The sequence below is a fragment of the Streptomyces sp. S186 genome, from assembly GCF_051603415.1.
GTDB lineage: Bacteria > Actinomycetota > Actinomycetes > Streptomycetales > Streptomycetaceae > Streptomyces.
In genome coordinates, this window is sequence record NZ_CP193932.1 from 6,379,646 (window position 1) to 6,404,925 (window position 25,280).

Annotated in this window: 17 protein-coding genes, 3 rRNA genes and 1 pseudogene; 12 read left to right on the forward strand and 9 right to left on the reverse strand. The window is 69.9% G+C overall.

Going from position 1 to position 25,280, the window contains the following annotated elements; genetic code table 11:
* The first annotated feature begins 555 nt into the window (after positions 1-555).
* The 5 genes and pseudogenes from ACRAS8_RS27520 to ACRAS8_RS27540 all read left to right on the forward strand — a co-directional run bounded on the left by ACRAS8_RS27520 (position 556) and on the right by ACRAS8_RS27540 (position 7,627).
* Positions 556-2,084: ribosomal RNA gene (locus ACRAS8_RS27520) — 16S ribosomal RNA — on the forward strand.
* A gap of 302 nt (positions 2,085-2,386) precedes the next feature.
* Positions 2,387-5,515 (forward strand): 23S ribosomal RNA (locus ACRAS8_RS27525).
* Positions 5,516-5,680: 165 nt separating this feature from the next.
* Positions 5,681-5,797: ribosomal RNA gene (gene rrf / locus ACRAS8_RS27530) — 5S ribosomal RNA — on the forward strand.
* The 16S, 23S and 5S rRNA genes sit together here, the layout of an rRNA operon.
* Before the next feature lie 126 nt (positions 5,798-5,923).
* Positions 5,924-6,790, forward strand: a pseudogene (locus ACRAS8_RS27535) (tetratricopeptide repeat protein); the annotation flags it as partial.
* A 96-nt stretch (positions 6,791-6,886) separates the two neighbouring features.
* Complete coding sequence (locus ACRAS8_RS27540; protein WP_438490612.1) at positions 6,887-7,627, forward strand: hypothetical protein; 741 nt, start codon at positions 6,887-6,889, stop codon at positions 7,625-7,627.
* A gap of 61 nt (positions 7,628-7,688) precedes the next feature.
* Here the strand turns inward: ACRAS8_RS27540 and ACRAS8_RS27545 are convergent, their stop codons facing one another.
* The 5 genes from ACRAS8_RS27545 to ACRAS8_RS27565 form a co-directional block, all read right to left on the reverse strand.
* A complete protein-coding gene (locus ACRAS8_RS27545; protein WP_438488686.1) occupies positions 7,689-9,506 on the reverse strand; it encodes an IucA/IucC family protein in 1,818 nt (605 codons plus the stop codon).
* On the reverse strand, positions 9,503-10,072 hold the full coding sequence (locus tag ACRAS8_RS27550; protein WP_438488687.1) for a GNAT family N-acetyltransferase: 570 nt from the start codon (positions 10,070-10,072) through the stop codon (positions 9,503-9,505). Before ACRAS8_RS27550 ends, ACRAS8_RS27545 begins: the two co-directional genes overlap by 4 nt.
* Positions 10,069-11,394, reverse strand: a complete 1,326-nt coding sequence (locus tag ACRAS8_RS27555) for a lysine N(6)-hydroxylase/L-ornithine N(5)-oxygenase family protein (RefSeq protein WP_438488688.1) — start codon at positions 11,392-11,394, stop codon at positions 10,069-10,071. The genes ACRAS8_RS27550 and ACRAS8_RS27555 overlap by 4 nt, the downstream gene beginning before the upstream one ends.
* 40 nt (positions 11,395-11,434) lie before the next feature.
* Positions 11,435-12,982 carry a pyridoxal phosphate-dependent decarboxylase family protein gene (locus ACRAS8_RS27560; protein ID WP_438488689.1) on the reverse strand — a complete coding sequence of 516 codons (1,548 nt, stop codon included), beginning with the start codon at positions 12,980-12,982 and terminating at the stop codon, positions 11,435-11,437.
* A gap of 158 nt (positions 12,983-13,140) precedes the next feature.
* The gene (locus ACRAS8_RS27565; protein ID WP_438488690.1) at positions 13,141-14,406 is read right to left on the reverse strand and encodes a DUF1015 family protein; all 1,266 of its coding nucleotides are present in this window, start codon (positions 14,404-14,406) and stop codon (positions 13,141-13,143) included.
* A 117-nt stretch (positions 14,407-14,523) separates the two neighbouring features.
* On the opposite strand from ACRAS8_RS27565, the gene ACRAS8_RS27570 reads away from it, so the two are divergent.
* Entirely contained in the window at positions 14,524-15,573 is a 1,050-nt protein-coding gene (locus ACRAS8_RS27570; RefSeq protein WP_438488691.1) for an HAD-IIA family hydrolase, read from the forward strand.
* A gap of 76 nt (positions 15,574-15,649) precedes the next feature.
* Here ACRAS8_RS27570 and ACRAS8_RS27575 read toward each other — a convergent pair whose 3' ends face one another.
* Both ACRAS8_RS27575 and ACRAS8_RS27580 read right to left on the reverse strand, forming a co-directional pair.
* Positions 15,650-16,546 (reverse strand): siderophore-interacting protein, encoded by an 897-nt coding sequence (locus ACRAS8_RS27575; protein ID WP_438488692.1) that lies wholly within the window; start codon positions 16,544-16,546, stop codon positions 15,650-15,652.
* 77 nt (positions 16,547-16,623) lie between these two features.
* Entirely contained in the window at positions 16,624-17,652 is a 1,029-nt protein-coding gene (locus tag ACRAS8_RS27580) for an ABC transporter substrate-binding protein (RefSeq protein WP_438488693.1), read from the reverse strand.
* A gap of 111 nt (positions 17,653-17,763) precedes the next feature.
* Here ACRAS8_RS27580 and ACRAS8_RS27585 point away from each other — a divergent pair, with 111 nt between their 5' ends.
* The 3 genes from ACRAS8_RS27585 (at position 17,764) to ACRAS8_RS27595 (ending at position 20,943) form a co-directional block, all read left to right on the forward strand.
* Entirely contained in the window at positions 17,764-18,822 is a 1,059-nt protein-coding gene (locus tag ACRAS8_RS27585; RefSeq protein WP_438488694.1) for a FecCD family ABC transporter permease, read from the forward strand.
* Between the two features lie 98 nt (positions 18,823-18,920).
* Positions 18,921-20,021, forward strand: coding sequence for a FecCD family ABC transporter permease (locus ACRAS8_RS27590; protein ID WP_438488695.1), 1,101 nt, complete (start codon positions 18,921-18,923; stop codon positions 20,019-20,021).
* Between the two features lie 97 nt (positions 20,022-20,118).
* Positions 20,119-20,943, forward strand: coding sequence for an ABC transporter ATP-binding protein (locus ACRAS8_RS27595; RefSeq protein WP_438488696.1), 825 nt, complete (start codon positions 20,119-20,121; stop codon positions 20,941-20,943).
* Here the strand turns inward: ACRAS8_RS27595 and ACRAS8_RS27600 are convergent.
* The gene (locus ACRAS8_RS27600) at positions 20,927-21,274 is read right to left on the reverse strand and encodes an SCP2 sterol-binding domain-containing protein (RefSeq protein WP_438488697.1); all 348 of its coding nucleotides are present in this window, start codon (positions 21,272-21,274) and stop codon (positions 20,927-20,929) included. The two genes, ACRAS8_RS27595 and ACRAS8_RS27600, sit on opposite strands and share 17 nt — an antisense overlap.
* A gap of 64 nt (positions 21,275-21,338) precedes the next feature.
* On the opposite strand from ACRAS8_RS27600, the gene ACRAS8_RS27605 reads away from it, so the two are divergent.
* From ACRAS8_RS27605 to ACRAS8_RS27615, 3 genes are read left to right on the forward strand one after another with little or no spacing between them, the layout of a single operon-like run.
* Positions 21,339-21,701 carry a hypothetical protein gene (locus tag ACRAS8_RS27605; RefSeq protein WP_438488698.1) on the forward strand — a complete coding sequence of 121 codons (363 nt, stop codon included), beginning with the start codon at positions 21,339-21,341 and terminating at the stop codon, positions 21,699-21,701.
* 7 nt (positions 21,702-21,708) lie between these two features.
* Positions 21,709-22,524, forward strand: coding sequence for a TlyA family RNA methyltransferase (locus ACRAS8_RS27610; protein ID WP_438488699.1), 816 nt, complete (start codon positions 21,709-21,711; stop codon positions 22,522-22,524).
* 59 nt (positions 22,525-22,583) lie between these two features.
* Positions 22,584-23,462, forward strand: a complete 879-nt coding sequence (locus ACRAS8_RS27615) for an NAD kinase (RefSeq protein WP_018537049.1) — start codon at positions 22,584-22,586, stop codon at positions 23,460-23,462.
* 22 nt (positions 23,463-23,484) lie between these two features.
* On the opposite strand, the gene ACRAS8_RS27620 is transcribed toward ACRAS8_RS27615, so the two are convergent.
* Positions 23,485-24,969, reverse strand: coding sequence for a S41 family peptidase (locus tag ACRAS8_RS27620; RefSeq protein WP_438488700.1), 1,485 nt, complete (start codon positions 24,967-24,969; stop codon positions 23,485-23,487).
* Between the last annotated feature and the right edge of the window lie 311 nt (positions 24,970-25,280).

The following is a 25,280-nucleotide window of genomic DNA, read 5'->3' on the forward strand; positions in this document are numbered from 1 at the left end:
CGACTCCCTGACCGGGTCTCTTTCGGCTTGCCGAAATTCGACCGGAGCGGCCCGATTATGAGCCGCCAGGAAAAGCCGCTAAAGTAGTGACCACGCCGAAAGGCGAACCCCTCCGACAGAAAATCGGAACCGAATTTCGAAGCTGGCAGCTGCTCATCGAGAAGCGGCCGGAAACGAAAAAGGATCTGATAGAGTCGGAACCGCGAGAAAGTCGAAAGGCCGGATCGCACCGGCGAAAATCAGAGCCGAAAGGATCTGATAGAGTCGGAGACGCAAGACCGAAGGGAAGCGCCCGGAGGAAGCCCACGAGGGCAGGCCGAAGGAAGCGTCCGTTCCTTGAGAACTCAACAGCGTGCCAAAAGTCAACGCCAGATATGTTGATACCCCGTCTCCAACATCACGTTGGGACGAGGTTCCTTTGAAAGACCTTCCGACCTGTTCGGGAGGCACACACAGCGAGGACGCTGTGAACCGTGGGGATTATTCCTCCCCATGGTTCCGCTCAACGCGAGTGTTTTTGCCGGCAGTTTTTAATTAAACACAGTCCGGTAAGCATTCACGGAGAGTTTGATCCTGGCTCAGGACGAACGCTGGCGGCGTGCTTAACACATGCAAGTCGAACGATGAACCGGCTTCGGTCGGGGATTAGTGGCGAACGGGTGAGTAACACGTGGGCAATCTGCCCTTCACTCTGGGACAAGCCCTGGAAACGGGGTCTAATACCGGATATGACGCGCGACCGCATGGTCTGTGCGTGGAAAGCTCCGGCGGTGAAGGATGAGCCCGCGGCCTATCAGCTTGTTGGTGAGGTAATGGCTCACCAAGGCGACGACGGGTAGCCGGCCTGAGAGGGCGACCGGCCACACTGGGACTGAGACACGGCCCAGACTCCTACGGGAGGCAGCAGTGGGGAATATTGCACAATGGGCGAAAGCCTGATGCAGCGACGCCGCGTGAGGGATGACGGCCTTCGGGTTGTAAACCTCTTTCAGCAGGGAAGAAGCGCAAGTGACGGTACCTGCAGAAGAAGCGCCGGCTAACTACGTGCCAGCAGCCGCGGTAATACGTAGGGCGCGAGCGTTGTCCGGAATTATTGGGCGTAAAGAGCTCGTAGGCGGCTTGTCGCGTCGGATGTGAAAGCCCGGGGCTTAACCCCGGGTCTGCATTCGATACGGGCAGGCTAGAGTTCGGTAGGGGAGATCGGAATTCCTGGTGTAGCGGTGAAATGCGCAGATATCAGGAGGAACACCGGTGGCGAAGGCGGATCTCTGGGCCGATACTGACGCTGAGGAGCGAAAGCGTGGGGAGCGAACAGGATTAGATACCCTGGTAGTCCACGCCGTAAACGTTGGGAACTAGGTGTGGGCGACATTCCACGTCGTCCGTGCCGCAGCTAACGCATTAAGTTCCCCGCCTGGGGAGTACGGCCGCAAGGCTAAAACTCAAAGGAATTGACGGGGGCCCGCACAAGCAGCGGAGCATGTGGCTTAATTCGACGCAACGCGAAGAACCTTACCAAGGCTTGACATACACCGGAAACGTCTGGAGACAGGCGCCCCCTTGTGGTCGGTGTACAGGTGGTGCATGGCTGTCGTCAGCTCGTGTCGTGAGATGTTGGGTTAAGTCCCGCAACGAGCGCAACCCTTGTTCTGTGTTGCCAGCATGCCTTTCGGGGTGATGGGGACTCACAGGAGACTGCCGGGGTCAACTCGGAGGAAGGTGGGGACGACGTCAAGTCATCATGCCCCTTATGTCTTGGGCTGCACACGTGCTACAATGGCCGGTACAATGAGCTGCGATACCGCGAGGTGGAGCGAATCTCAAAAAGCCGGTCTCAGTTCGGATTGGGGTCTGCAACTCGACCCCATGAAGTCGGAGTTGCTAGTAATCGCAGATCAGCATTGCTGCGGTGAATACGTTCCCGGGCCTTGTACACACCGCCCGTCACGTCACGAAAGTCGGTAACACCCGAAGCCGGTGGCCCAACCCCTTGTGGGAGGGAATCGTCGAAGGTGGGACTGGCGATTGGGACGAAGTCGTAACAAGGTAGCCGTACCGGAAGGTGCGGCTGGATCACCTCCTTTCTAAGGAGCATCTAGGCAGTCGCAAGACTGTCCAGAGCCACTACGTCGGCGAGTGTTCGACGGTGGTTAGCTCATGGGTGGAACGTTGACTATTCGGCGCGATTGGTGAGGGTTCATTAGTACTGCTTCGGCGTGGAACGTGAGCTGTGAACTGGTCGGGTCGGGCACGCTGTTGGGTGTCTGAGGGTACGGACTACGGTCTGAACCTTCGCGATGCCGGCCCCGGTGAAGATCCACGTTGGTGGGTTGTGACGGGTGGCTGGTCGTTGCTTGAGAACTGCACAGTGGACGCGAGCATCTGTGGCCAAGTTTTTAAGGGCGCACGGTGGATGCCTTGGCACCAGGAACCGATGAAGGACGTGGGAGGCCGCGATAGGCCCCGGGGAGCTGTCAACCGAGCTTTGATCCGGGGGTGTCCGAATGGGGAAACCCGGCAGTCGTCATGGGCTGTCACCCGCTGCTGAACACATAGGCAGTGTGGAGGGAACGCGGGGAAGTGAAACATCTCAGTACCCGCAGGAAGAGAAAACAACCGTGATTCCGGGAGTAGTGGCGAGCGAAACTGGATGAGGCCAAACCGTATTGGTGTGATACCCGGCAGGGGTTGCCAGTGCGGGGTTGTGGGATCTCTTTTCTGCAGTCTGCCGGCTGTGGGACGAGTCAGAAACCGTTGATGTAGGCGAAGGACATGCGAAAGGTCCGGCGTAGAGGGTAAGACCCCCGTAGCTGAAACGTCAGCGGCTCGTTTGAGAGACACCCAAGTAGCACGGGGCCCGAGAAATCCCGTGTGAATCTGGCGGGACCACCCGTTAAGCCTAAATATTCCCTGGTGACCGATAGCGGATAGTACCGTGAGGGAATGGTGAAAAGTACCGCGGGAGCGGAGTGAAATAGTACCTGAAACCGTGTGCCTACAAGCCGTGGGAGCGTCGCGTTGAGTCTTTGGCTCAACGTCGTGACTGCGTGCCTTTTGAAGAATGAGCCTGCGAGTTAGCGGTGTGTAGCGAGGTTAACCCGTGTGGGGAAGCCGTAGCGAAAGCGAGTCCGAAGAGGGCGGTTTGAGTTGCACGCTCTAGACCCGAAGCGGAGTGATCTAGCCATGGGCAGGTTGAAGCGGAGGTAAGACTTCGTGGAGGACCGAACCCACCAGGGTTGAAAACCTGGGGGATGACCTGTGGTTAGGGGTGAAAGGCCAATCAAACTCCGTGATAGCTGGTTCTCCCCGAAATGCATTTAGGTGCAGCGTCGTGTGTTTCTTGCCGGAGGTAGAGCACTGGATAGGCGATGGGCCCTACCGGGTTACTGACCTTAGCCAAACTCCGAATGCCGGTAAGTGAGAGCGCGGCAGTGAGACTGTGGGGGATAAGCTCCATGGTCGAGAGGGAAACAGCCCAGAGCATCGACTAAGGCCCCTAAGCGTGTGCTAAGTGGGAAAGGATGTGGAGTCGCAGAGACAACCAGGAGGTTGGCTTAGAAGCAGCCATCCTTGAAAGAGTGCGTAATAGCTCACTGGTCAAGTGATTCCGCGCCGACAATGTAGCGGGGCTCAAGTACACCGCCGAAGTCGTGTCATTGCAGCATTACTCCTAACGGAGGCTGTGATGGGTAGGGGAGCGTCGTGTGCCGGGTGAAGCAGCCGCGGAAGCGAGTTGTGGACGGTTCACGAGTGAGAATGCAGGCATGAGTAGCGATACAAGAGTGGGAAACTCTTGCGCCGATTGACTAAGGGTTCCTGGGTCAAGCTGATCTGCCCAGGGTAAGTCGGGACCTAAGGCGAGGCCGACAGGCGTAGTCGATGGACAACCGGTTGATATTCCGGTACCCGCTTTGAAGCGCCCAGTACTGAATCAGGCGATGCTAAGTCCGTGAAGCCGCCCTGAGCTCTTCGGAGTGTAGGGGAGTGGTGGAGCCGACGGACCAGACTTGTAGTAGGTAAGCGATGGGGTGACGCAGGAAGGTAGTCCAGCCCGGGCGGTGGTTGTCCCGGGGTAAGGGTGTAGGCCGTGTGGTAGGTAAATCCGTCACACGTTGAGGCTGAGACCTGATGCCGAGCCGATTGTGGTGAAGTGGATGATCCTATGCTGTCGAGAAAAGCCTCTAGTGAGTTTCAAGGCGGCCCGTACCCTAAACCGACTCAGGTGGTCAGGTAGAGAATACCGAGGCGTTCGGGTGAACTATGGTTAAGGAACTCGGCAAAATGCCCCCGTAACTTCGGGAGAAGGGGGGCCATTTCCGGTGATCACTCTTGCAGTGTGAGCTGGGGGTGGCCGCGCAGAGACCAGCGAGAAGCGACTGTTTACTAAAAACACAGGTCCGTGCGAAGCCGTAAGGCGATGTATACGGACTGACGCCTGCCCGGTGCTGGAACGTTAAGGGGACCGGTTAGCTCCATTTCGGTGGGGCGAAGCTGAGAACTTAAGCGCCAGTAAACGGCGGTGGTAACTATAACCATCCTAAGGTAGCGAAATTCCTTGTCGGGTAAGTTCCGACCTGCACGAATGGCGTAACGACTTCTCGACTGTCTCAACCATAGGCCCGGTGAAATTGCATTACGAGTAAAGATGCTCGTTTCGCGCAGCAGGACGGAAAGACCCCGGGACCTTTACTATAGCTTGATATTGGTGTTCGGTTCGGCTTGTGTAGGATAGGTGGGAGACTGTGAAGCGCCAACGCCAGTTGGTGTGGAGTCGTTGTTGAAATACCACTCTGGTCGTGCTGGATGTCTAACCTGGGTCCGTGATCCGGATCAGGGACAGTGTCTGGTGGGTAGTTTAACTGGGGGGGCGGTTGCCTCCTAAAGGGTAACGGAGGCGCCCAAAGGTTCCCTCAGCCTGGTTGGTAATCAGGTGTTGAGTGTAAGTGCACAAGGGAGCTTGACTGTGAGACTGACGGGTCGAGCAGGTACGAAAGTAGGGACTAGTGATCCGGCGGTGGCTTGTGGAAGCGCCGTCGCTCAACGGATAAAAGGTACCCCGGGGATAACAGGCTGATCTTCCCCAAGAGTCCATATCGACGGGATGGTTTGGCACCTCGATGTCGGCTCGTCGCATCCTGGGGCTGGAGTCGGTCCCAAGGGTTGGGCTGTTCGCCCATTAAAGCGGTACGCGAGCTGGGTTTAGAACGTCGTGAGACAGTTCGGTCCCTATCCGCTGTGCGCGTAGGAGTCTTGAGAAGGGCTGTCCCTAGTACGAGAGGACCGGGACGGACGGACCTCTGGTGTGCCAGTTGTTCTGCCAAGGGCATGGCTGGTTGGCTACGTTCGGAAAGGATAACCGCTGAAAGCATCTAAGCGGGAAGCCTGCTTCGAGATGAGGGCTCCCTCCCACTTGATGGGGTAAGGCTCCCAGTAGATGACTGGGTTGATAGGCCAGATATGGAAGACCGGTAACGGTTGGAGTTGACTGGTACTAATAGGCCGAGGGCTTGTCCTCAGTTGCTCGCGTCCACTGTGTGGTTCCCGGGTTGCGAACAGTCGCAGCGTCGGTGAACCAGCTGATATCCCGCTTTGGCGGGGTGACAGTTGCACTTCTTTAACTGAAGAGTGTGCTTGTTCGCTAAGTGTCGATTTCCCGCTCTGCGGGGCGGCCCGAATGCGTTTCGGTGGTTATAGCGTTAGGGAAACGCCCGGTTACATTCCGAACCCGGAAGCTAAGCCTTTCAGCGCCGATGGTACTGCAGGGGGGACCCTGTGGGAGAGTAGGACGCCGCCGAACAATTTGTGAAGGACCCTTGGTCCCAGCGTTCACGCTGGGACCAAGGGTCCTTTTTGTTTTGCCGGAGCGCGCCGAACGGGTCGGTGCGTGAGAATGAATGCAGTACCGAAGACAGGAGTCACGTCGATGTCCACCAACCCTTCCGACGATCGTCCGGAGCGCCGGCCGAGGCGCGACGGCGGTGACCGTGGTGGCTTCCGGCGCGATGACCGGGGGCCGCGGCGCGACAGCCGGGACAACCGCGACAGCCGCACCGGCCGGGACAACCGCGGTGGTGAGCGCGGCGGTTACCGGCGCGACGACCGCTTCGAGCGGCGCGACGAGCGGCGGGATGAGCGGCGGGACGATCGGCCCGGTGGCCGTGGTGGGTTCCGTCGGGATGACGACCGTGGTGGGTTCCGTCGGGATGATCGGGATCGGGGGCCGCGGCGGGATGACCGTGGTGGGTTCCGGCGGGACGAGCGCGGTGGCGAGCGCGGTGGCTTCCGGCGCGACGACCGGTTCGAGCGGCGGGACGACCGGGGCCGTGACGACCGGGGCGGGTTCCGGCGGGATGAGCGTCGGGACGATCGCGAGCGTGGCGGGTTCCGTAGGGACGACCGGTTCGAGCGGCGTGACGAGCGGCGCGACGAGCGCGGTGGTGGCCGTGGCGGGTTCCGTAGGGACGAGCGGGAGGACCGTGGGGGGTTCCGGCGGGACGACCGTGCGCGGGCGCCGCGGCGGGATGACGAGCGCGGTGGTTTCCGCCGTGACGACAACCGTGGTGGTTTCCGGCGTGAGGACGACCGGGGTGGCTTCCGTCGGGATGACGACCGTGGTGGGTTCCGTCGGGATGACCGGGATCGGGGGCCGCGGCGGGATGACCGTGGTGGCGACCGTGGTGGGTTCCGGCGGGACGAGCGCGGTGGCGAGCGCGGGGCGCGGCGGCCTTACGGCGGCGGGCGCGGCCGGGATGACCGCCGGTTCGAGCGGCGTGACGACCGGGACGGGCCGCGTCGGGACGAACGTCGCGACCGCGACCGCGATCGGGAGCCGATCAAGCGGCTGCCGATTCCGGAGGACGTGACCGGCGAGGAGATCGACAAGGCGGTGCGGCAGGAGCTGCAGAGCCTGCCGAAGACGCTGGCCGAGGACGTCGCCAAGAACCTGGTGATGGTCGCGCGGCTGCTCGACGAGGACCCGGAGAAGGCGTACGGGTATGCGCGGGTGGCGCTGAGGCTGGCGTCGCGGGTCGCGGCGGTCCGGGAGGCGGGCGGCTTCGCGGCGTACGGGGTCGGGAAGTACGCCGAGGCGCTGAAGGAGTTCCGGGCGGCTCGGCGGATGACCGGCAGTGCGGAGCTGTGGCCGCTCATGGCGGACTGCGAGCGCGGGCTCGGGCGGCCGGAGAAGGCGCTGGCGATGGCCGGTGAGCCGGAGGTGCAGCGGCTGGACAAGGCCGGTCAGGTCGAGATGCGGCTGGTCGCGGCCGGCGCCCGGCGGGACATGGGGCAGGCGGACGCCGCGGTGGTGACGCTGCAGAGCCCCGAGCTGGCGTCGAACGCGGTGCACCCGTGGACGGCCCGGCTGCGCTACGCGTACGCGGACGCGCTGCTGGCGGTCGGGCGCGAGGGCGAGGCGCGGGACTGGTTCGCCAAGGCGCTGGAGGCCGACCAGGCCGGGACCACGGATGCGTCGGACCGGCTGGCCGAGCTGGACGGGGTGCAGTTCACCGACGCGCTGGTCGAGGACGACGACGAGGCCGAGGGCCGGGACCAGGGCCAGGACGGCGCTGCGGCCGGTGGTGAGGCGCAGGCCGGCGGTGGCGCCGAGAAGGCTGAGAAGCCCGAGTAGGTGAGTGTGTGAAGAAGGGCGGGCCCGGTGCGGGTCCGCCCTTCTTCGTATGGGGGTGGGGTCAGGGGGCGTAGGGGGCGATGGGGTTGTGGAGGGTGCCGATGAGCTGGAGGGCGCCGGCCGGGTCCTGGAGGTCGACCATCTGCTGGTTGTTGCGCAGCTGGAGGCGGTTGAGGCAGGAGAGGGCGAACTCGGGGGCGAACATGTCGTACTCGGCGAACTTGTCGGCGAGGTGGGGGTGGGCCGCCTGGTAGTCGGTGACGGCGGCGGCGACGGTGCGCCAGAAGGTGTCCTCGTCGAGGATGCCGCGGTCGTCGAGGGTGGCGCCGAGGAAGCGGAAGAAGCAGTCGAAGACGTCGGTGAAGACGGAGAGCAGCTTCTTGTCGTCGGGGACGTCGGCGCGGATGCGTTCGACAGCCGGCGGGAGGACCGCGTCGGGGGACATCACGGCGATCTCCTCGGCGATGTCCTTGAAGATCACTCGGGCAACCGCGCCGTCCTCGATGACGAGGATGGCGTTCTCGCCGTGCGGCATGAAGACCAGGTCGTAGGCGTAGAAGGCGTGGAGGACGGGGGTGAGGTAGGCGTCGAGGTAGCGGCGCAGCCAGACCTCGGGGGCCAGGCCGGACTCGGCGATCAGGGCGGCGGCGAAGGAGTCGCCGGCGCGGTCGACGTGGAGGAGGGAGGCCATGGTCGCCAGCCGCCGGCCCGGTTCGAGGGTGGGGACGGGGCTCTCGCGCCAGAGGGCGGCGAGCATCTTGCGGTACGGCGAGCCCTTGTCGGTGGCGGCCTCGTACTGGCGGTGGTGGTAGCCGATGGCGGCGCGCTCGCGGATGATCGAGAAGCGGGCGGCGCGGAAGGTGTCGTCGGCGTCGATCAGGCGGGCCAGCCAGTCGTTGATGGCCGGGGTGGCCTCCATGTACGAGGCGGAAAGACCGCGCATGAAGCCCATGTTGAGGACCGAGAGGGCCGTTTTGACGTAGTGCTTGGCGGGGTGGCTGGTGTTGAAGAAGGTGCGGATGGACTGCTGGGCGAGGTACTGGTCGTCGCCGGGGCCCAGGTAGACCAGGCGGCGCTGGGCGACCTCGGCGGCGAAGGTGACGGAGAGCTTGTTCCACCACTGCCAGGGGTGGGTGGGGAAGAGGTGGTAGTCGGCGGGGTCGAGGCCGAGGCCGGTGAGGGCGGCGGTGAAGCGGGCCCGGGTCTCCGCGGGGAGTTCGGCCTCGATGAGGGTGTCGTAGTCGAGGCCGGCGCCGGCGGTGAAGGTGCTGTGGTCGCGGTGGGCGGCCAGCCAGATCAGCTGCAGCGGGGCGGCGGCCTCGGGGGCGTAGGCGTGGTACTCGTGGACGCCGAAGCCGAGGCGGCCGTTGTTGGCGACGAAGCAGGGGTGGCCCTCGGTCATGCCGGTCTCGATGGCCTGGAAGCCAGCGGTGGCGAGTTCGGCGGCGGTGGGGGCCTTGCCGGCGAGCTTGTAGGCGGTGCCGGAGAGGGTGGAGCTGATCTCCTCCAGGTAGACGGGGAGGACGTCTGCGGACAGGCCCAGGGACGTGTGGAACTCGGTGATGAAGTCCAGGGCGTCCAGGGGGAGTTCGGTTCCGGCGCGGTGGCGGGTGATGCTGTCCGGGTCGATCTGCCAGTGGTCGAGGGCGCGTCTGCGGGCGGTGAAGCGGTAGGCGGTGGTGGCGTCGTCGCTGTGGACGGCGTAGCGGTCGGCCTCGGGCAGCGGCTCGGGTGTCAGGAGGCGTTCGTGGGCGAATTCGGCGAGGGCCTTGCGGACCAGGGCGCGGTTGGCGCGGGCCCAGAGGTCGGGGGTGAGGTGGGCGACCGCGTCCTGGGCGGGCTGGTGCGGGGCGGGGGAGGGGGTTTCCCGGGTGGTCATCGGTGGGCTCCTCGGGTGGCCAGGAACTGGTCGCGGGTGCAGGTGCTGAGCAGGGCGTCTTTGGAGGGCAGCGAGACGGTGCGGACGACGTCGAAGCCGACGGCCTCGTTGAGGGCGTGCACCGCGGTGTTGCGGGCGTCGGGTTCGACGACCACGCGGCGGACGTCGGGGTCGGCGAAGAGGCTCTCCATGACGGTGGTGAGGACGGCGAGGGAGAAGCCGTGGACGGGGGTGTCCGTGGGGGCCGTCAGGAAGTGCATGCCGATGTCGCCGGGCCGGGCGGCGTGGATGCCGACCAGTTCGCGGTGGGCGGGGTCGTAGCGCTCCATGAGGAAGGCGGGGGTGCCGTTGTGCAGGCCGAGGAAGGCGTCGTGGTACGGGTCGGCGTCGATCCGGGCGAGCTCCTTCTCGACGGCCGGCAGGTCGTAGTCCTGCATCAGCCAGAAGACGGCCTTGGGGTGGGTGACCCAGGGGTGCAGGACGGCGGCGTCGGCGGCGGGGTCGACGGGCCGCAGGGCGAACTCCCCCAGCGCGGGGTCGGTGCGGGTGAAGACGGGGGTGTTCATGCGGGGATCTCCATCGGGTGGTGCGGGCCGGCCGGGGCGGCGAACTCCTGGAAGGCGATGGCCTTCTCGACCGGGTAGTACTCGCGGCCGAGCAGCTCGCGGACGATGCAGGAGTTGCGGTAGGCGGCCATGCCGAGGTCGGGGGTGACGAAGCCGTGGGTGTGCAGCTCGGCGTTCTGCACGAAGATGCCCTGACCGGTGGTGTCGATGCTGTAGTTGCGGGCGACGTCGTAGCGGCCGGCGGCGTCCCAGGCGATCCGGTCGCGGACCGGGTCGAGGAAGTCGGGGACGCGGTAGCGGTAGCCGGTGGCGAGGATCAGGCCCTGGGTGGCGAGGGTGAAGTCGCGGCCCTGTTCCTCCTGGCGCAGGCCGAGGGTGTAGGTGCCGGTGGCCTCGTCGTAACGGGCGTCCTGGAGCGCGGTGTTGGTGAGCAGGCGGGTGCGGACCGGGCCGGCCAGGCGCTTCTGGTAGAGCAGGTCGAAGATGTCGTTGATCAGCTCCGAGTCGATGCCCTTGTAGAGATGTTTCTGGGTGGCGTTGAGGCGGTCGCGGGTGGCCGGGGGGAGGGCGTGGAAGTAGTCCACGTACTCCGGGGAGGTCATCTCCAGGGTGAGCTTGGTGTATTCGAGGGGGAAGAAGCGGGGGGAGCGGGTGGCCCAGGTCAGGTGGTAGCCGTGGGAGTCGATGTCCTGGAGGAGGTCGTAATAGATCTCGGCGGCGCTCTGGCCGCTGCCGATGACAGTGATGCTGTCCTTGGCCTGGAGGGCGGCCTTGGCGTCGAGGTAGCCGGCGTTGTGCAGGGCGTCGCCGCCCAGGTTGCGGCAGGCGTCGGGGAGGTGCGGCGGGGTGCCGGTGCCCAGGACGAGCTTGCGGGCCCGGAAGGTGTGCCGTTCGCCCTGGTGGTCGGCGTGGACAACGTAGACCCCGGCGGTCTCGTCGTACTCGACGGTGGTGACCTTGTGGTTGAAGCGGACGGTGTCGAGCTTGCCGGCGGCCCAGCGGCAGTAGTCGTTGAACTCGGCGCGCAGCGGATAGAAGTTCTCGCGGATGTAGAAGGAGTACATCCGGCCCGATTCCTTGAGGTAGTTGAGGAAGGAGAAGGGCGAGGTGGGGTCGGCGAGGGTGACCAGGTCGGCCATGAACGGGACCTGGAGGTGGCTGCTCTCCAGCATCATGCCGGGGTGCCAGTCGAAGGCCGGCCGGTCGTCGAGGAAGAGGCCGTCGAGCTCGTCGATGGGGGCGGTCAGGCAGGCCAGGCCGAGGTTGAACGGGCCGAGTCCGATGGCCAGGAAGTCGTAGGGGGTGTCGTGGGGGACGGTCACGGGGGGCTCTCTTCGGAGATGGTCGGACGGTTGCGCGGGGTCAGTGAGCGCTGAGGGCCGGGGCCGGGCGGGCGGCGCCGGGCTGCTCGGCGAGGTGGCGGCCGGCGTGCTCGGCGATCAGGTCGAGGACGGTGGCGATGTCGTCGAGCGTGGTCTCCGGGTTGAGCAGGGTGAACTTCAGGTAGTGCCGGCCGTCGACCTTGGTGCCCGCGACGATCGCGTCACCGGAGGCGAAGAGGGCTTCCCGGGCGTGCAGATTGACCCGGTCGGTGAGTTCGGGGTCCTGGGTGCCGCCGGGGAGGTAGCGGAAGACCAGGGTGCTCAGCTGGGGCTCCACCACGACCTCGAAGCGCGGGTCGTCGTGCAGCAGTTTCCAGGCGTCGGCGGCCCGGTCGACGACCTCGTCGAAGAGTTCGCCGACGGCCGGTGCGCCCATGATGCGCAGGGTCAGCCAGAGTTTGAGGGCGTCGAAGCGGCGGGTGGTCTGCAGCGACTTGTCGACCTGGTTGGGGATCCGCTTCTCGGCCATCCGGCGCGGGTTGAGGTAGTCCGCGTGGTAGGTGACGTGCCGGAGGGTGGCGCGGTCGCGGACCAGGACGGCGCTGGAACTGACCGGCTGGAAGAAGGACTTGTGGTAGTCGACGGTCACCGAGTCGGCGCGTTCGATGCCGGTGAGCAGTTCGCGGCGGCGGGAGACCAGCAGGCCGCAGCCGTAGGCGGCGTCCACGTGCATCCAGGCGCCGTAGCGGGCGGCGAGGCCGGCGATCTCCGGGAGCGGGTCGATGGAGCCGAAGTCGGTGGTGCCGGCGGTGGCGACGACCGCCATGGGTATCAGGCCGTCGCGGCGGCAGCGCTCCAGTTCGGCGGCGAGCGCGTCGGTGCGCATCCGCCGGGTGTCGTCGACCGGTACGGCGATGACGGCTTCGGCGCCCATGCCGAGCAGGGTGGCGGACTTGCGGATGCTGAAGTGGCCGGCGGCGGAGGTGAGGATGCGCAGCCGGGGCAGCAGGTCGGTGAGGCGGGTGCCTTCGGGGGAGTCTGCGCGGGCGAGTTCGCGGCGGCAGGTCTCGTCCCGGGCGAGCAGCATGGCCTGGAGGTTGGACTGGCTGCCGCCGCTGGTGAAGATGCCGTCGGCGGCCGCGCCGAGGCCGATCCGCTCGGCGGTCCAGTCGATCAGGCGGCGCTCGATGAGGGTGCCGCCGGCGCTCTGGTCCCAGGTGTCGAGGGAGGAGTTGACGGCGGAGAGCACCGCCTCGCCGACGAGGGCCGGGATCACCACGGGGCAGTTGAGGTGCGCGAGGTAGCGCGGGTGGTGGAAGTAGACGGCGTCGCGGAGGTAGACGTGTTCCAGCTCGTCGAGCGCGGCGGCCGGGTCGTGGAGCGGGGTGTCGAGGTCGACGGCGGCGACGGTGGGTGCCAGCTCGTCGACGGAGACGCCGGTGAAGGGGCGCTCGGTGGTGGCGAAGCGGTCGCTGAGCCGGGTGACGCTGTCGGTGACGGCGGTGCGGTAGCGGTCGGCGGTCTGGTTGTTGAGGAGATAGGTGCGGCTGTCGGCCGGGTCCTCGGCGGGGTGCGCGAGGCGACTCATGAAGGGCCCTCCCTGGTGCGGGTCGACCGCGTCCTGTGCAGGTGCGGAAGTGTGCACAGGGGCAGGGAAACCCGCCCGGTGACGCAGTAAGGTAAGCCTAACCTAACTGGATCGCCGGGTGGGTGCGGGGTGCCGGGGCGGGCCCCTCCCGCGGCGCCTCAGCAAAACCCTTCGTCGAGCGTGCGCAGCACCAGACCGGTCGCCGGCTTGGGGCCGAACGAGGTGGACTTGCGGGGCATCGTCACGCCCTGCTGGGCGAGTTGACGGACCGTCTCCTCCGACGTGGCGCGCATCAGCACGGCCGTCCCGCCGTGCCGGGCGGCCTGCGCCACCGCCGCCTCGGCGTGGTGCAGATAGCAGATGTCCGACGGGCGGTCCGGGATCCGCCAGACCTCGTCCAGCAGCACCGAGTGCAGCACCGTCGCGTCCAGCCGCCGCCAAGCCTCGGGCCGGTCGGTGCGGATCGCCCCGTCCAGCAGCCGCGGGTCGGGGCGGTCCAGGAGGTGGAAGGAGTCCGGGCCGCCGGACAGCACGAAGGCGTTGCCGGGCGTCTCGGCGAGCGCCTCCAGGGCGGCGGGCAGCGCGCCCGGCAGCCGGGCGACCCGGAACGCGCCGGCCACGTCCGCCAGCGCCTTCTCCGGGGGCAGATGCGGCAGCACCCGGTGGATCGCCCGGACCTGGAGCGGATAACGGGCGGTGTCGACCAGGAGCACCAGCCCGGACGCCCACGGGGAGTCCGGGCCGCCCTCCGGCCGCTGCTCGTGGAGCCGCTGGTAGGTCGCCCAGCGGTGGTGGCCGTCGGCGATCAGCGCCTCCCGGACTGCCAGGTCCGCGTCGACGGCGGCCAGCTCGGCCGGGTCGGTGAGCGCCCACAGGCGGTGCGCGAAGCCGTCCTCGGTGGTTGTGGCGAGCAGCGGGGTGCGCAGGACCGTGCGCTCGATGACCGCGGTGGCGCCGTTCGCGGTGCCCTGGCCGCGGTACGACAGCAGCAGCGGCTCGAAGTTCGCGGCCGCGGCCCCCATCAGGGCGGCCCGGTCCTCGACCACCTCGGGAATGACGTCCTCGTGCGGCAGCACCGGGCCGTCCAGCCGGAGCGCGCCGATCAAGCCGCGCTGGAGGACGTCCCCGGAGCGCTGCTCGTAGACGTACAGCGCCGGCTCCGGATCCGGTGTGAGGATTCCCTCCTCGCGCCAGCGGCGCAGGGTCTCCGCGGCCTGGCGGTGCCGGGCGGCCGGATCCGCGGCGTGCGGCAGGATCAGCCGGACGATGTTGTACGGGTCGGAGGTCTCCAACTCCCGGACCTCGTCCGGGCGGACCACGACGTCGTAGGGCGGGGAGGTGACCGCGGTGAGGCTGCTGACCCGGTCCGGGGCGTAGCGCAGGCCGCGGAACGGGAGGAGGCGGAGGCCGTCGGAGGTGGTCATTGAAGAATGCTATGCCGGGAAGGGGGTGCGGGATGATCGGGGGAGAGGCCGCGATCGGCCAGAAATATCGACCGGGCGGGCCGTGGTACGGCACCGAGGAGCGAGGAGCAGGACGGCATGGGCGAGCAGGTTGGCGAGCGGTCGGGCGACGTCGTACGGCGCCGGCCCGGCGGGTGCCCGGGTGCGCTGAGCGCGGCGTACGACACGGCGCTGCTGGATCTGGACGGCGTGGTCTACGCGGGCGGAGAGGCCGTCGAGCATGCCGTGGCGTCGCTGACCGCGGCGCACGAGGGCGGCATGCACCTGGCGTACGTGACCAACAACGCGTCCCGGACACCGCAGGCGGTCGCCGGCCAGCTGGCCGGATTCGGTCTGCCGGCGACCCCGGAGGACGTGATCACCTCCGCGCAGGCGGTTGCCCGGCTGATCTCCGAGCAGGTGCCGGACGGCGCCCGGGTGCTGGCGATCGGCGGTGAGGGGCTGCGGGTGGCGCTGCGCGAGCGGGGACTGGTGCCGGTGGCGTCGGCGGACGACGACCCGGCGGCGGTGGTCCAGGGCTTCGACCCGTCGCTGGACTGGGAGCAGCTGGCCGAGGCCGCGTACGCGGTGCGGCGCGGGGTGCCGTGGTTCGCCTCCAACACCGATCTGACCATCCCCAAGGAGCGCGGGATCGCGCCGGGCAACGGCGCGCTGGTGGAGGTGGTGCGGATCGCCGCCGGCGGGGCGCCGCAGGTCGCCGGCAAGCCGCAGCCGCCGATGCACCGGGAGACGGTGCTGCGGACCGGTGCGCGGCGGCCGCTGGTGATCGGCGACCGGCTCGACACCGACATCGAGGGCGCCTGGAACGGCGGTGTGGACTCCCTGCTGGTGCTCACCGGCGTCACCACCCCGGCCGACCTGCTGGCCGCGCCGCCCGCGCACCGGCCGACGTATGTGGACGCGGATCTGCGCGGGCTGCTGCGGCCGCAGCCGGAGGTGGCGGCCGACGGCGCCGGTTTCCGCTGCGGCGGCTGGCGGGCCGAGGCGGCCGGCGACGAGCTGCTCCTGGACGGCGCGGGCGAACCGCTGGACGGGCTGCGGGCGCTGTGCGCGGCGGCCTGGACCGCGGCGGGCGAGGGGAGTTGCCCGGCGGACGCGGCCAAGGCGCTGAGCACGCTGGGGATGTAACGGCGCGTCAGTTTCCAGGGGGGAACGCCAGGGGCCCCGCCGGGAGCGGCGGGGCCGTGCGTAGTGGCGCGGCGGCTTACTCCTCGTCGGCGGAGGCGGCCGCCGTGGCCGCCGCGGTCAGCTCTGCGATCAGGTCCTCCTCGGTGGCGCCGCGCCGCCAGTAGCCGGTGAACTTCACTGCGCGGCGGTCGAATCCGCGCTCCCGGACGAGGTGCCGGCGCACCGCCTTGACGGTGCCGGCCTCGCCGGCGATCCAGGCGTACGGGGTGCCCTCGGGGAGGTCGGCGGCGCGCAGCGCGTCCAGGACGGGCTCGCCGCGGCCGGGCCCGGCGTGTTCCCGGACGAGCCAGTTGACCTCGGTGTCGGCGAAGGTCGGCAGCGGTTGGCGGTCGTCCTCGTGGCCGATCTCGATCCAGACCTTGGCGACGGTGCCCGGGGAGAGCCAGGCCAGGATGCCGGCGATGGCGGGGAGGGCGGTCTCGTCACCGGTCAGCAGGATCCAGTCGGTGCCGGGCGGCGGCCGGAAGTCCACCCCGCCGTTGTCCTCGACGGCCGGGGCGAGGACGGTCAGCCGGTCGCCGGGCCGGGCCGCGAGCGCCCAGCGGCTGGCCGGGCCGCCGGCCGCCGAGGCCGGGTCGTCGGCGCCGTGCAGCGCGAAGTCCACGTCGAACTCGCCGAGGTGGGGCCGCTGTTCGCGGATGGTGTAGGAGCGCATCACCGGGCGCTCGGCCGGGTCCTGCGCCCGCCAGGCGGCGTACCAGCCGTCCCCGGTGTCCTCGAAGACCGGCGCGGCCTGGTGGGGCTGTGGGAGGAACAGTTTGAAGCGCTGGTCCCGGCCGCCGGACGCCAGTTCCGCCAGCCGTTCGCCGGTGAAGGTGATCCGGACCATGGACGGGCCGAGCCGCCGGGTGCGGGCGACCCGGACGTCGAAGAAGCGGAACGGCGCGGAGGTGGGGGCGGCGGTCGCGGTCATACGGGAAACCTCCCGGGACGGAGAACGGACTGGGGCGGGCGGGCCGGGCCGGCGGGTGAAACCGGCCCGGCGGTGCGTCAGTTGACCTTCTTCGCGTTTTCGATGGCCTGGGCGAGCGACTCCAGGAGCGGGGCGGCGCCGGCGTAGGAGAAGCGCGGCTCGCTGGCCCAGGGGGTGATCTGGCCGGCCTTGACGGCGGGCAGCTTGGCCCAGGACGGCTTGGCGGCCAGGTCCTTGGGCTGGAGGGTGGCGGTCCGGTTGTCCAGCAGGAGCACGTCGGCCTGGTACTTGTCGGCGTTCTCCCAGCTCAGGCTCTCGAAGTAGCCGCCCTTGTCGAGGTGGTCGGGGACGATCAGGTCCACGCCGAGGGACTTGAAGTACATCAGGTCCGCGTTGATGCCGGGGTTGGAGGCGTAGAAGAAGTCGGCGGCGCCGGAGCAGGCGAGGACCTTGACCGGGTGGGCGGCGGCGGCCTTGCGCAGGCGGGCCGCGGCCTTCTCGAAGCGGGCCTTGGCGTCGGTGACCTTCTTGGCCTTCAGGTCCGCGCCGAGCGAGGCGGCGAGCTCCGCGTACCGCCCGATGATCCGGTCCATCGGCACCCGGGACGAGGTGATGGCCACGGACTTGACCAGCTTGGTGATCTTGTCCTTGCTGTCGTCCGGGACGAACCACAGTGCGCCCGGCTCGTACATGTTGGTGACCAGCAGATCGGGGGCGAGGCTCGCGTACTTCTCGACGTTGAACTGGTTGTAGGCGTTGCCGAGGATGGTGACCTTGTCGATGTCGAGGTCGCCGGCCTGCGGGTCGGGCTTGCCGTTCGCCAGCTTGGTGGGGCCGAAGACGCCGACGATCCGGTCGTCGATCCCGAAGTCGTGCAGGGCCGCGGCGGTGCCGGTGAAGGCGACGATCCGGTGCGGGGTGTCGGGCAGCGAGACCTTCTGCTTGCGGTCGTCGGTGAAGGACCACGGGCGGCCCTTGCCGCCACCGCCCGAGCCCGCCGAGCCCTTGCTCCCGCCGCAGGCCGCGAGCAGGGCGCCGATGCCGACGGCGCCACCCGCGGCCAGGACACCGCGTCGGGACAGGGATACGCTGCGAGGGGTTCTCATGGCTTCGTGCTTCTCTCTGGAGGCGGATCGCCCCAACGGGCATGGCGGGTGGGCCGAAACCGGAAGGACCGGTAGATCGACTGCTTGTGAGGGTAGGCTAACCTAACTGGCGTGTTGGTTGACAGCCCCCCCGTTGACAGTCCGCCCGACGCGGCGACGGCCCCCGACGCACCCCGACGGCGGCATGCCGTCCGGGCCGCGGGGCTGTTCGCCTCCCTCGCCCTGCTCGCCGTCGTCGCCGTCCTCGGTATCGCCGTCGGTGCCAAACAGATCCCCCTCGACCAGGTCTGGCACGGGGTGTTCGACTACTCCGGCTCCGCCACCGACGTCGTCATCCGCGACGTACGGCTGCCGCGCACCCTCCTCGGGCTGCTGGCCGGCGCCGCCCTCGGCCTCGCCGGCACCGTCATGCAGGCGCTCACCCGCAACCCGCTCGCCGACCCCGGCCTCCTCGGCATCAACGCCGGCGCCTCGGCCGCGGTGGTCTCCGGCATCAGCTTCCTCGGCGTCACCTCGCTGACCGGCTATGTGTGGTTCGCCTTCGCCGGCGCCGCCCTCGTCTCGGCCGCGGTCTACGTGCTCGGCGGCACCCGCAACGCCACCCCGGTCCGGCTCGCGCTCGCCGGCGCCGCGCTGACCGCCGTCCTCACCGGCTACCTCAACGCCGTCAACCTCATCGACTCCGCGGCGCTGGACCGGATGCGGTTCTGGACGGTCGGCTCGCTGGCCACCGCCACCATGCCGACGGTGACCCGGATCGCGCCGTTCCTCGCGGCCGGCGCGCTGCTCGCGCTGCTGCTCGCCCGCCCGCTCAACGCCGTAGCGCTCGGCGACGACCAGGCCCGCGCCCTGGGCGCCCGGCTCACCCGTACCCGGGTGCTGGCCATGGTCGCGGTCACCCTGCTGTGCGGCGGCGCCACCGCGGTCTGCGGCCCGATCGTCTACGTCGGCCTGATGGTGCCGCACGCGGTGCGCGCCCTCACCGGCCCGGACCTGCGCTGGATCCTGCCGTACTCGGCGGTGCTCTCGCCGGTGCTGCTGGTCGGCGCGGACGTGCTCGGACGGGTGGTGGCCCGGCCCGGCGAACTCCAGGTCGGCATCGTCACCGCGGTCATCGGCGGACCGGTCTTCATCTACCTCGTACGGCGCCGGCGGATGGCGCAACTGTGAACGGGCGTAACGGACATGACGTACGTGATGGACGCGATGCGTGTGACGGACACGATGCACGTGACGGGCGCGGCGGGCAGGGCGAGCGAGGAGAGGCAGTGAACGCGACAGTGAAGCCCGGCAAGGCCGGAAAGGTCGAGGAGTCGGGCATACCCGCCGCCCGGCGGCGGCCCCGTACGGTGCGCACCGCCGGCGGCCTCTCGCTCCGGCTGGACCTGCGCGCCGTCCTGGCCGGGGCGCTGCTGCTGGCCGTCGCCGGCGCCGCCGCGGTCGCCCTGATCGGCTCCGGCGACTTCCCGATGACCCCGTCGGAGGTGCTCACCACCCTGACCGGCGGCGGCACCGTCGGCCAGGAGTTCATCGTGCACGAACTGCGGCTGCCGCGGGTGCTGGTGGGGCTGCTGGTCGGCGCCGCCTTCGGGCTCGGCGGCGCGGTCTTCCAGGCCGTCTCCCGCAACCCGCTGGGCAGCCCGGACATGCTCGGCCTCGCCCAGGGCTCCTCGGTCGGCGCGCTGGTCGTGATCGTGTGGTTCCACGGCGAGCCCTTCGCGGTGGCCACCGGCGCCGTCGTCGGCGGGGTGGCCACCGGCCTGGCCATCTTCCTGCTCGCCTGGAAGCGCGGCGTCCACGGCTACCGCTTCATCCTCGTCGGCATCGGCGCCGCCGCCATGCTCTACGCCGTGGTGCTCTACCTGTTGACGAAGTCCACGATCTACGACGCGGCCCGGGCCACCACCTGGATGACCGGTTCGCTCAGCGGCCGCGACTGGAGCCAGGTCGGGCCGCTGGCCGCGGTCTGCGCGGTGCTGGTCCCGGTGCTGCTGCTGTGCGCGCGGCCGCTGCGGATGCTGGAGATGGGCGACGACGCGGCCGCCGCGCTGGGCGTGCGGACCGAACGCGTCCGGATCACCGCCCTGTTGGCCGCCGTCGTCCTCGTCGCCGCCGGTACCGCCGCGGCCGGCCCGATCTCCTTCGTCGCCCTCACCGCGCCCCAGCTCGCCCGCCGGCTGACCCGCTCGCCCGGCCCCAACCTGCTGCCCGCCGCCCTGATGGGCGCCGCCCTGCTGGTCGGCGCGGACTGGGCCTCCCAGCGGATCTTCGGTGCCGACCAGCTGCCGGTCGGTGTGGTGACCGGCATCCTCGGCGGCGGCTATCTGCTGTGGCTGCTGGCCGTCGAGCGCAGGGCGGGCCGGGTGTGAACGGCCGACCGCCCGCCACCGCGACCTCAGGAACCCTCGGCGCCCCGGCGGACACCAGCGACCCGACGACCACCCCGACCACCCCAGGAGCCTTCCAGTGAGCCGTCTGACGGCCGAGAACCTCACCCTCGCCTACGACCAGCGGACCATCGCCGAGAACCTCACGGTCGCCATCCCCGACCGGTCCTTCACCGTCATCGTCGGCCCCAACGCCTGCGGCAAGTCCACGCTGCTGCGCGCCCTGTCGCGGATGCTCAAGCCGGCCGCCGGCGCGGTCCTGCTCGACGGGCAGCGGATCTCCTCGCTGCCGGCCAAGCAGGTCGCCCGCACCCTGGGCCTGCTGCCGCAGTCCTCGGTCGCCCCGGACGGCATCACCGTCGCCGACCTCGTCGCCCGCGGCCGCTATCCGCACCAGGGACTGCTGCGCCAGTGGTCGGCCGAGGACGAGCGGATCGTCCGGGAGTCGATGGCCGCGACCGGCGTGGCCGCGCTGGCCGACCGCTATGTCGACGCGCTCTCCGGCGGACAGCGGCAGCGGGTCTGGATCGCCATGGCCCTGGCCCAGCAGACGCCGCTGCTCCTCCTCGACGAGCCGACCACCTACCTCGACATCCAGCACCAGATCGAGATCCTGGACCTGTGCGCCACCCTCCACGAGGAGCAGGGCCGCACCCTGGTCGCGGTGCTGCACGACCTCAACCAGGCGGCCCGCTACGCCACCCATCTGATCGCCATGAAGAACGGCGCGGTGGTCGCCGAGGGCGCGCCGTCGGAGATCGTCACCGCCGAGCTGGTGGGCCGGGTCTTCGGCATCGACTGCCGGATCATCGACGACCCCGAGACCGGCACCCCCCTGGTCGTCCCGGCCGCCCGCCGGCCCCGGGAGACCGCCGCGGCGGCGTCGGCTACAGCAGCGTCCTGAGCCGCATCAGGTCGCGCAGCCCGGCCTCCAGCCGCACCCGGCCGCTGCCCCAGGCCCGGGCGAAGTTGAGCCGGCCGTCCACCAGCGCGACCAGGTCGTCGCCGGTCATCGTCAGCCGGATCTCGGCCTTCTCCGGCGGCGGCCCGGCGACGCAGGTCACGTCCTGCAGGCCGCCGTCGGCCAGCCGCCCGACGAAGGTGGTGTCCAGGTCGGTGATGCGGCAGCTGACGGAGCGGTCGAGCGCGGCGGCGCTGCGCACCTCGCCGTCCGCCGAGGAAAGGTTGTGGGCCAGCCGGTCGAGCGCGGCGCGGCACTGGTCGAGAGTTGCCATCGGGCCCGACGATACGCCAGGTCACGGACGGCCGGGGGCGCACGGCCGAGGTAGCGTCGGGGGCATGGCAGACCCCACGAACGGCCCGGAGCCGGGCCCGGCCGCGCAGCAGGGACCCGAGCCCACCGAGGCACCCGAGGCGCGTGACGCTCCCGAGGCGCCCGCATCCGTGGAGCCCGCGGAGCCCGCCGGTCCGCGGCCGCTCGGGGTGGCACTCGCCCCCACCGGCCAGGCCGCGGTCGACGCCACCTTGCGGCGCCTGGCCGAAGCCGACCACCTCCCGGTGAGCGGCCACCTGGACATGTACGAGGATGTCCACCGTGGGCTGCGCGACGTGCTGGCCTCCCTCGACCAGCACCCCGGGCCGCCCGCCCCGTCCCCGACGCACGACCCGGCCGACCCGGCCGTCACGAACGGTAGGAGCTGAACCACAGGTGGCAGGAGTGGCACGACGCCGTCTCGACGCGGAGCTGGTGCGCCGCAAGCTGGCCCGCTCGCGGGAGCACGCGAGCCAGCTGATCGCCGCGGGCCGGGTGACCGTCGGCGGGACGACCGCGACCAAGCCGGCCACCCAGGTGGAGACCAGCGCGGCCCTGGTCGTCCGCGAGGACGAGAGCGACCCGGACTACGTCTCGCGCGGCGGCCACAAGCTCGCCGGCGCGCTGGCCGCCTTCGTCCCGCGCGGGCTGCGCGTCGAAGGCCGCCGCGCCCTGGACGCGGGCGCCTCCACCGGCGGCTTCACCGACGTCCTGCTGCGCGCCGGCGCCGGCCATGTCGTCGCCGTGGACGTCGGCTACGGGCAGCTCGCCTGGCAGCTGCAGAGCGACGAGCGGGTCACCGTCAAGGACCGCACCAACGTCCGTGAGCTGACCCTGGATCAGATCGACGACCGGCCCGTGGACCTCGTCGTCGGCGACCTGTCCTTCATCCCGCTGGGTCTGGTGCTGCCCGCGCTGGTGCGCTGCGCGGCGCCCGACGCCGACCTGGTGCTGATGGTCAAGCCGCAGTTCGAGGTCGGCAAGGAGCGGCTGGGCAGCGGCGGGGTGGTGCGCAGCGCCGCGCTGCGGGCCGAGGCGGTGCGCGGCGTCGCGGACCGCGCGGCCGGGCTGGGGCTGGGCGTCCTCGGCGTGACCGCCAGCCCGTTGCCCGGTCCCTCGGGCAATGTCGAGTACTTTCTGTGGCTGCGCGCCGGGGCGCCTGCACTCGACCCGGCGGATGTCGACCGTGCAGTGGCGGAGGGGCCCAGTTGACCACTACCCAGGCAGTTGAAGGCAGCGCGGCACAGCAGGACGGCCGCACCGGGCGGACGGTGTTCCTGCTCGCGCACACCGGCCGCCCGGCGGCCGTCCGCAGCGCCGAACTCGTCGTCCAGGGACTGCTGCGCAGCGGGATCGGGGTGCGGGTGCTGGCCGAGGAGGCCGCGGACCTGCCGCTGCCGGCCTCGGTCGAGCGCGTGGAGTCCGAGCCGTGCGCGGCCGAGGGCTGCGAACTGCTCGTCGTCCTCGGCGGGGACGGCACGCTGCTGCGCGGCGCGGACTTCGCCCGGACGTCCGGGGTGCCGATGCTCGGCGTCAACCTCGGCCGGGTCGGCTTCCTCGCCGAGGCCGAGCGCGACGACCTCGACAAGGTCGTCGACCGCGTCGTCACCCGCTCCTACGAGGTCGAGGAGCGGATGACCCTCGACGTCCTGGTCCGCAACAACGGCGCCGTGGTGCACACCGACTGGGCGCTCAACGAGGCGTCCGTGGAGAAGGCCGCCCGCGAGCGGATGCTGGAGGTCGTCACCGAGGTGGACGGCCGGCCGGTCTCGCGCTTCGGCGGCGACGGCGTGGTCTGCGCGACCCCGACCGGCTCCACCGCCTACGCCTTCTCGGCCGGCGGCCCGGTCGTCTGGCCGGAGGTCGAGGCGCTGCTGATGGTCCCGATCAGCGCCCACGCGCTGTTCGCCAAGCCGCTGGTCACCTCGCCGGCCTCGGTGCTGGCCGTCGAGGTCCAGCCCAAGACGCCGCACGGGGTGCTGTGGTGCGACGGCCGGCGCAGCGTCGAGCTGCCCGCCGGCGCCCGCGTCGAGGTCCGCCGCGGCGCCGTCCCGGTCCGCCTGGCCCGGCTGCACCACGCCTCCTTCACCGACCGGCTGGTCGCCAAGTTCGCCCTCCCGGTGGCCGGTTGGCGGGGCGCGCCCCACTAGGGCGCGTCTGCGGCGGCGCCCGTTACGCGCCGCCGCCCGCCAGCAGCTCCCGGGCCCGGGCCAGCGCCGTGTCGCGCCGGGCGGACAGCTCCGCCTCGGTGAAGACCGGCGTGCGTACGGCGGGCGGGATGCCGGGCCCGTCGAAGGTGCGGCCGCCGGCCGTCAGGAACTCCTCGTTCGGCAGGCCGAAGCTCCAGCCGTTGGGCAGCGCCCGCCCCAGCACGTCGGAGAAGACGCCCTGGGTGTTCTCGCCGATCCGGGTGGGCGCGGGGGAGCGGCCCATCAGGGACTGGGTGAAGGTCTCGCCCGCACTGATCGTCAGCCGGCCGGTGAGCACGGCCAGCGGGCCGGTGTAGACCGGCCCCCGGTACGGGCGGACGGTGAGCGGCTCCGGCGCGGTGAAGCGGTCCGGGTGCCGCGGGTCGTTCCGGACCCGCTTGCGGTACGCGAGGTAGGGCCGGTCGGTGAGCCGGGAGGCGATCCGCAGGCCGAGGGCGTCCGAGCCGCCGCCGTTGAGCCGCAGGTCCAGGACGAGGCCGCGGAGCGCGGTCGGGCCCTGGGTACGGGCCTTGGTGAAGATCGCGTCCAGCGCCCGGTCGAGCTCGGCGACGTCCCCCGCGTAGTCGCCCTTCTCGGTGTACTTGGCGAACTGGGTGACCCTGAAGTAGCCGATCCGGCCGGGCAGATCGGCGTAGGAGAGCCGGCCGCCGGCCCAGTGTTGCCGGACGGTCTGCGGGCCGAGGTTCGCGGCGATCGCCGCGTCGACCCGGGCGGTGAACTCGGGCGTGGGCAGCACGGTGCCGGGCCGCTTGCCGGTGAACCACCGGTCCTGGTCGACCACGAGCCGGGTGTGCGCGTCGTGCAGCGGCTCGATCATCGCGCGCAGCACCGCGAAGAGTTCGGCGTCGGTGGTCGTGGCGGTGATCCGGGGGCGGTAGCGGTCCCGGACCGCGTTCCAGTCGATGCCCTTCGCCCGGAAGAAGGGGTAGTTCTCCGCATATGTCTGCCAGAAGACGTCGAAGACCGCCCGCGGGTCGCGGGCCGGCCGGGCACCGCAGCGCTTCGGCAGCGCCCCGGCCCGGCGCAGGGCGCGGTGGCCGACGTTGTCGTCGAAGGCCATCCGGGCCCGCCCCGCGCCCGCCGGGGCCACGGTGAGCGGCGCCGAGTCCGGCACCGTGAAGCGCAGCGTGCCGTCCGGGCCGGGGGTGCCCGCCCGGGTGCCGGTGACCTCGCCCGGCAGGCAGCTGACGGCGGTGGTCTCGTACGTCTTCAGGGTGCGGCCCTCGATCGTGACGAGGGTGCCGTAGCCGTCGGTCCGCCAGACGCCGTCCAGGGAGGACGCGGCCGCCGGCGCCGCGGCTGCGCGGGCGGGGGCCGCCGGAGCGGTGCAGCCGGCGAGCGCGGTCACCAGGGCAAGGGCCGCCAGGACGGCGGGGCGCGGACGGCGGGACGGGCGGGGCGCTGCCGGATCACTCATGGACGGGCGGGGCGCTGCCGGATCACTCATGGGGTACCTCGGGGAAGTCGGGACGGGTCTCTCGGAAGGCGACGGCCGCCGGGCCGGGAGCCGGGAACGGCCGTGCCGGCAGCCGTCGGAGCGGGCGCCCGGCCGGGCGCCGCCGCACTGCCCCGCCAGCGTGCCCGCCGGCCCCGGCCGGCCACCATGCGGCGGCCACCCGTCTCCGCGGTGCGGTTTTCCGCACGTCGGGGGCGTGCGGCGGGCCCGGTCCCGGCGGGGCGAGGCCGGAGCCGGGGGCCGGTATGGGGGAGGCCGTCGCGGGGTGACCCCCGGACCTCGTAAGGTCGTACCCGTGTTGG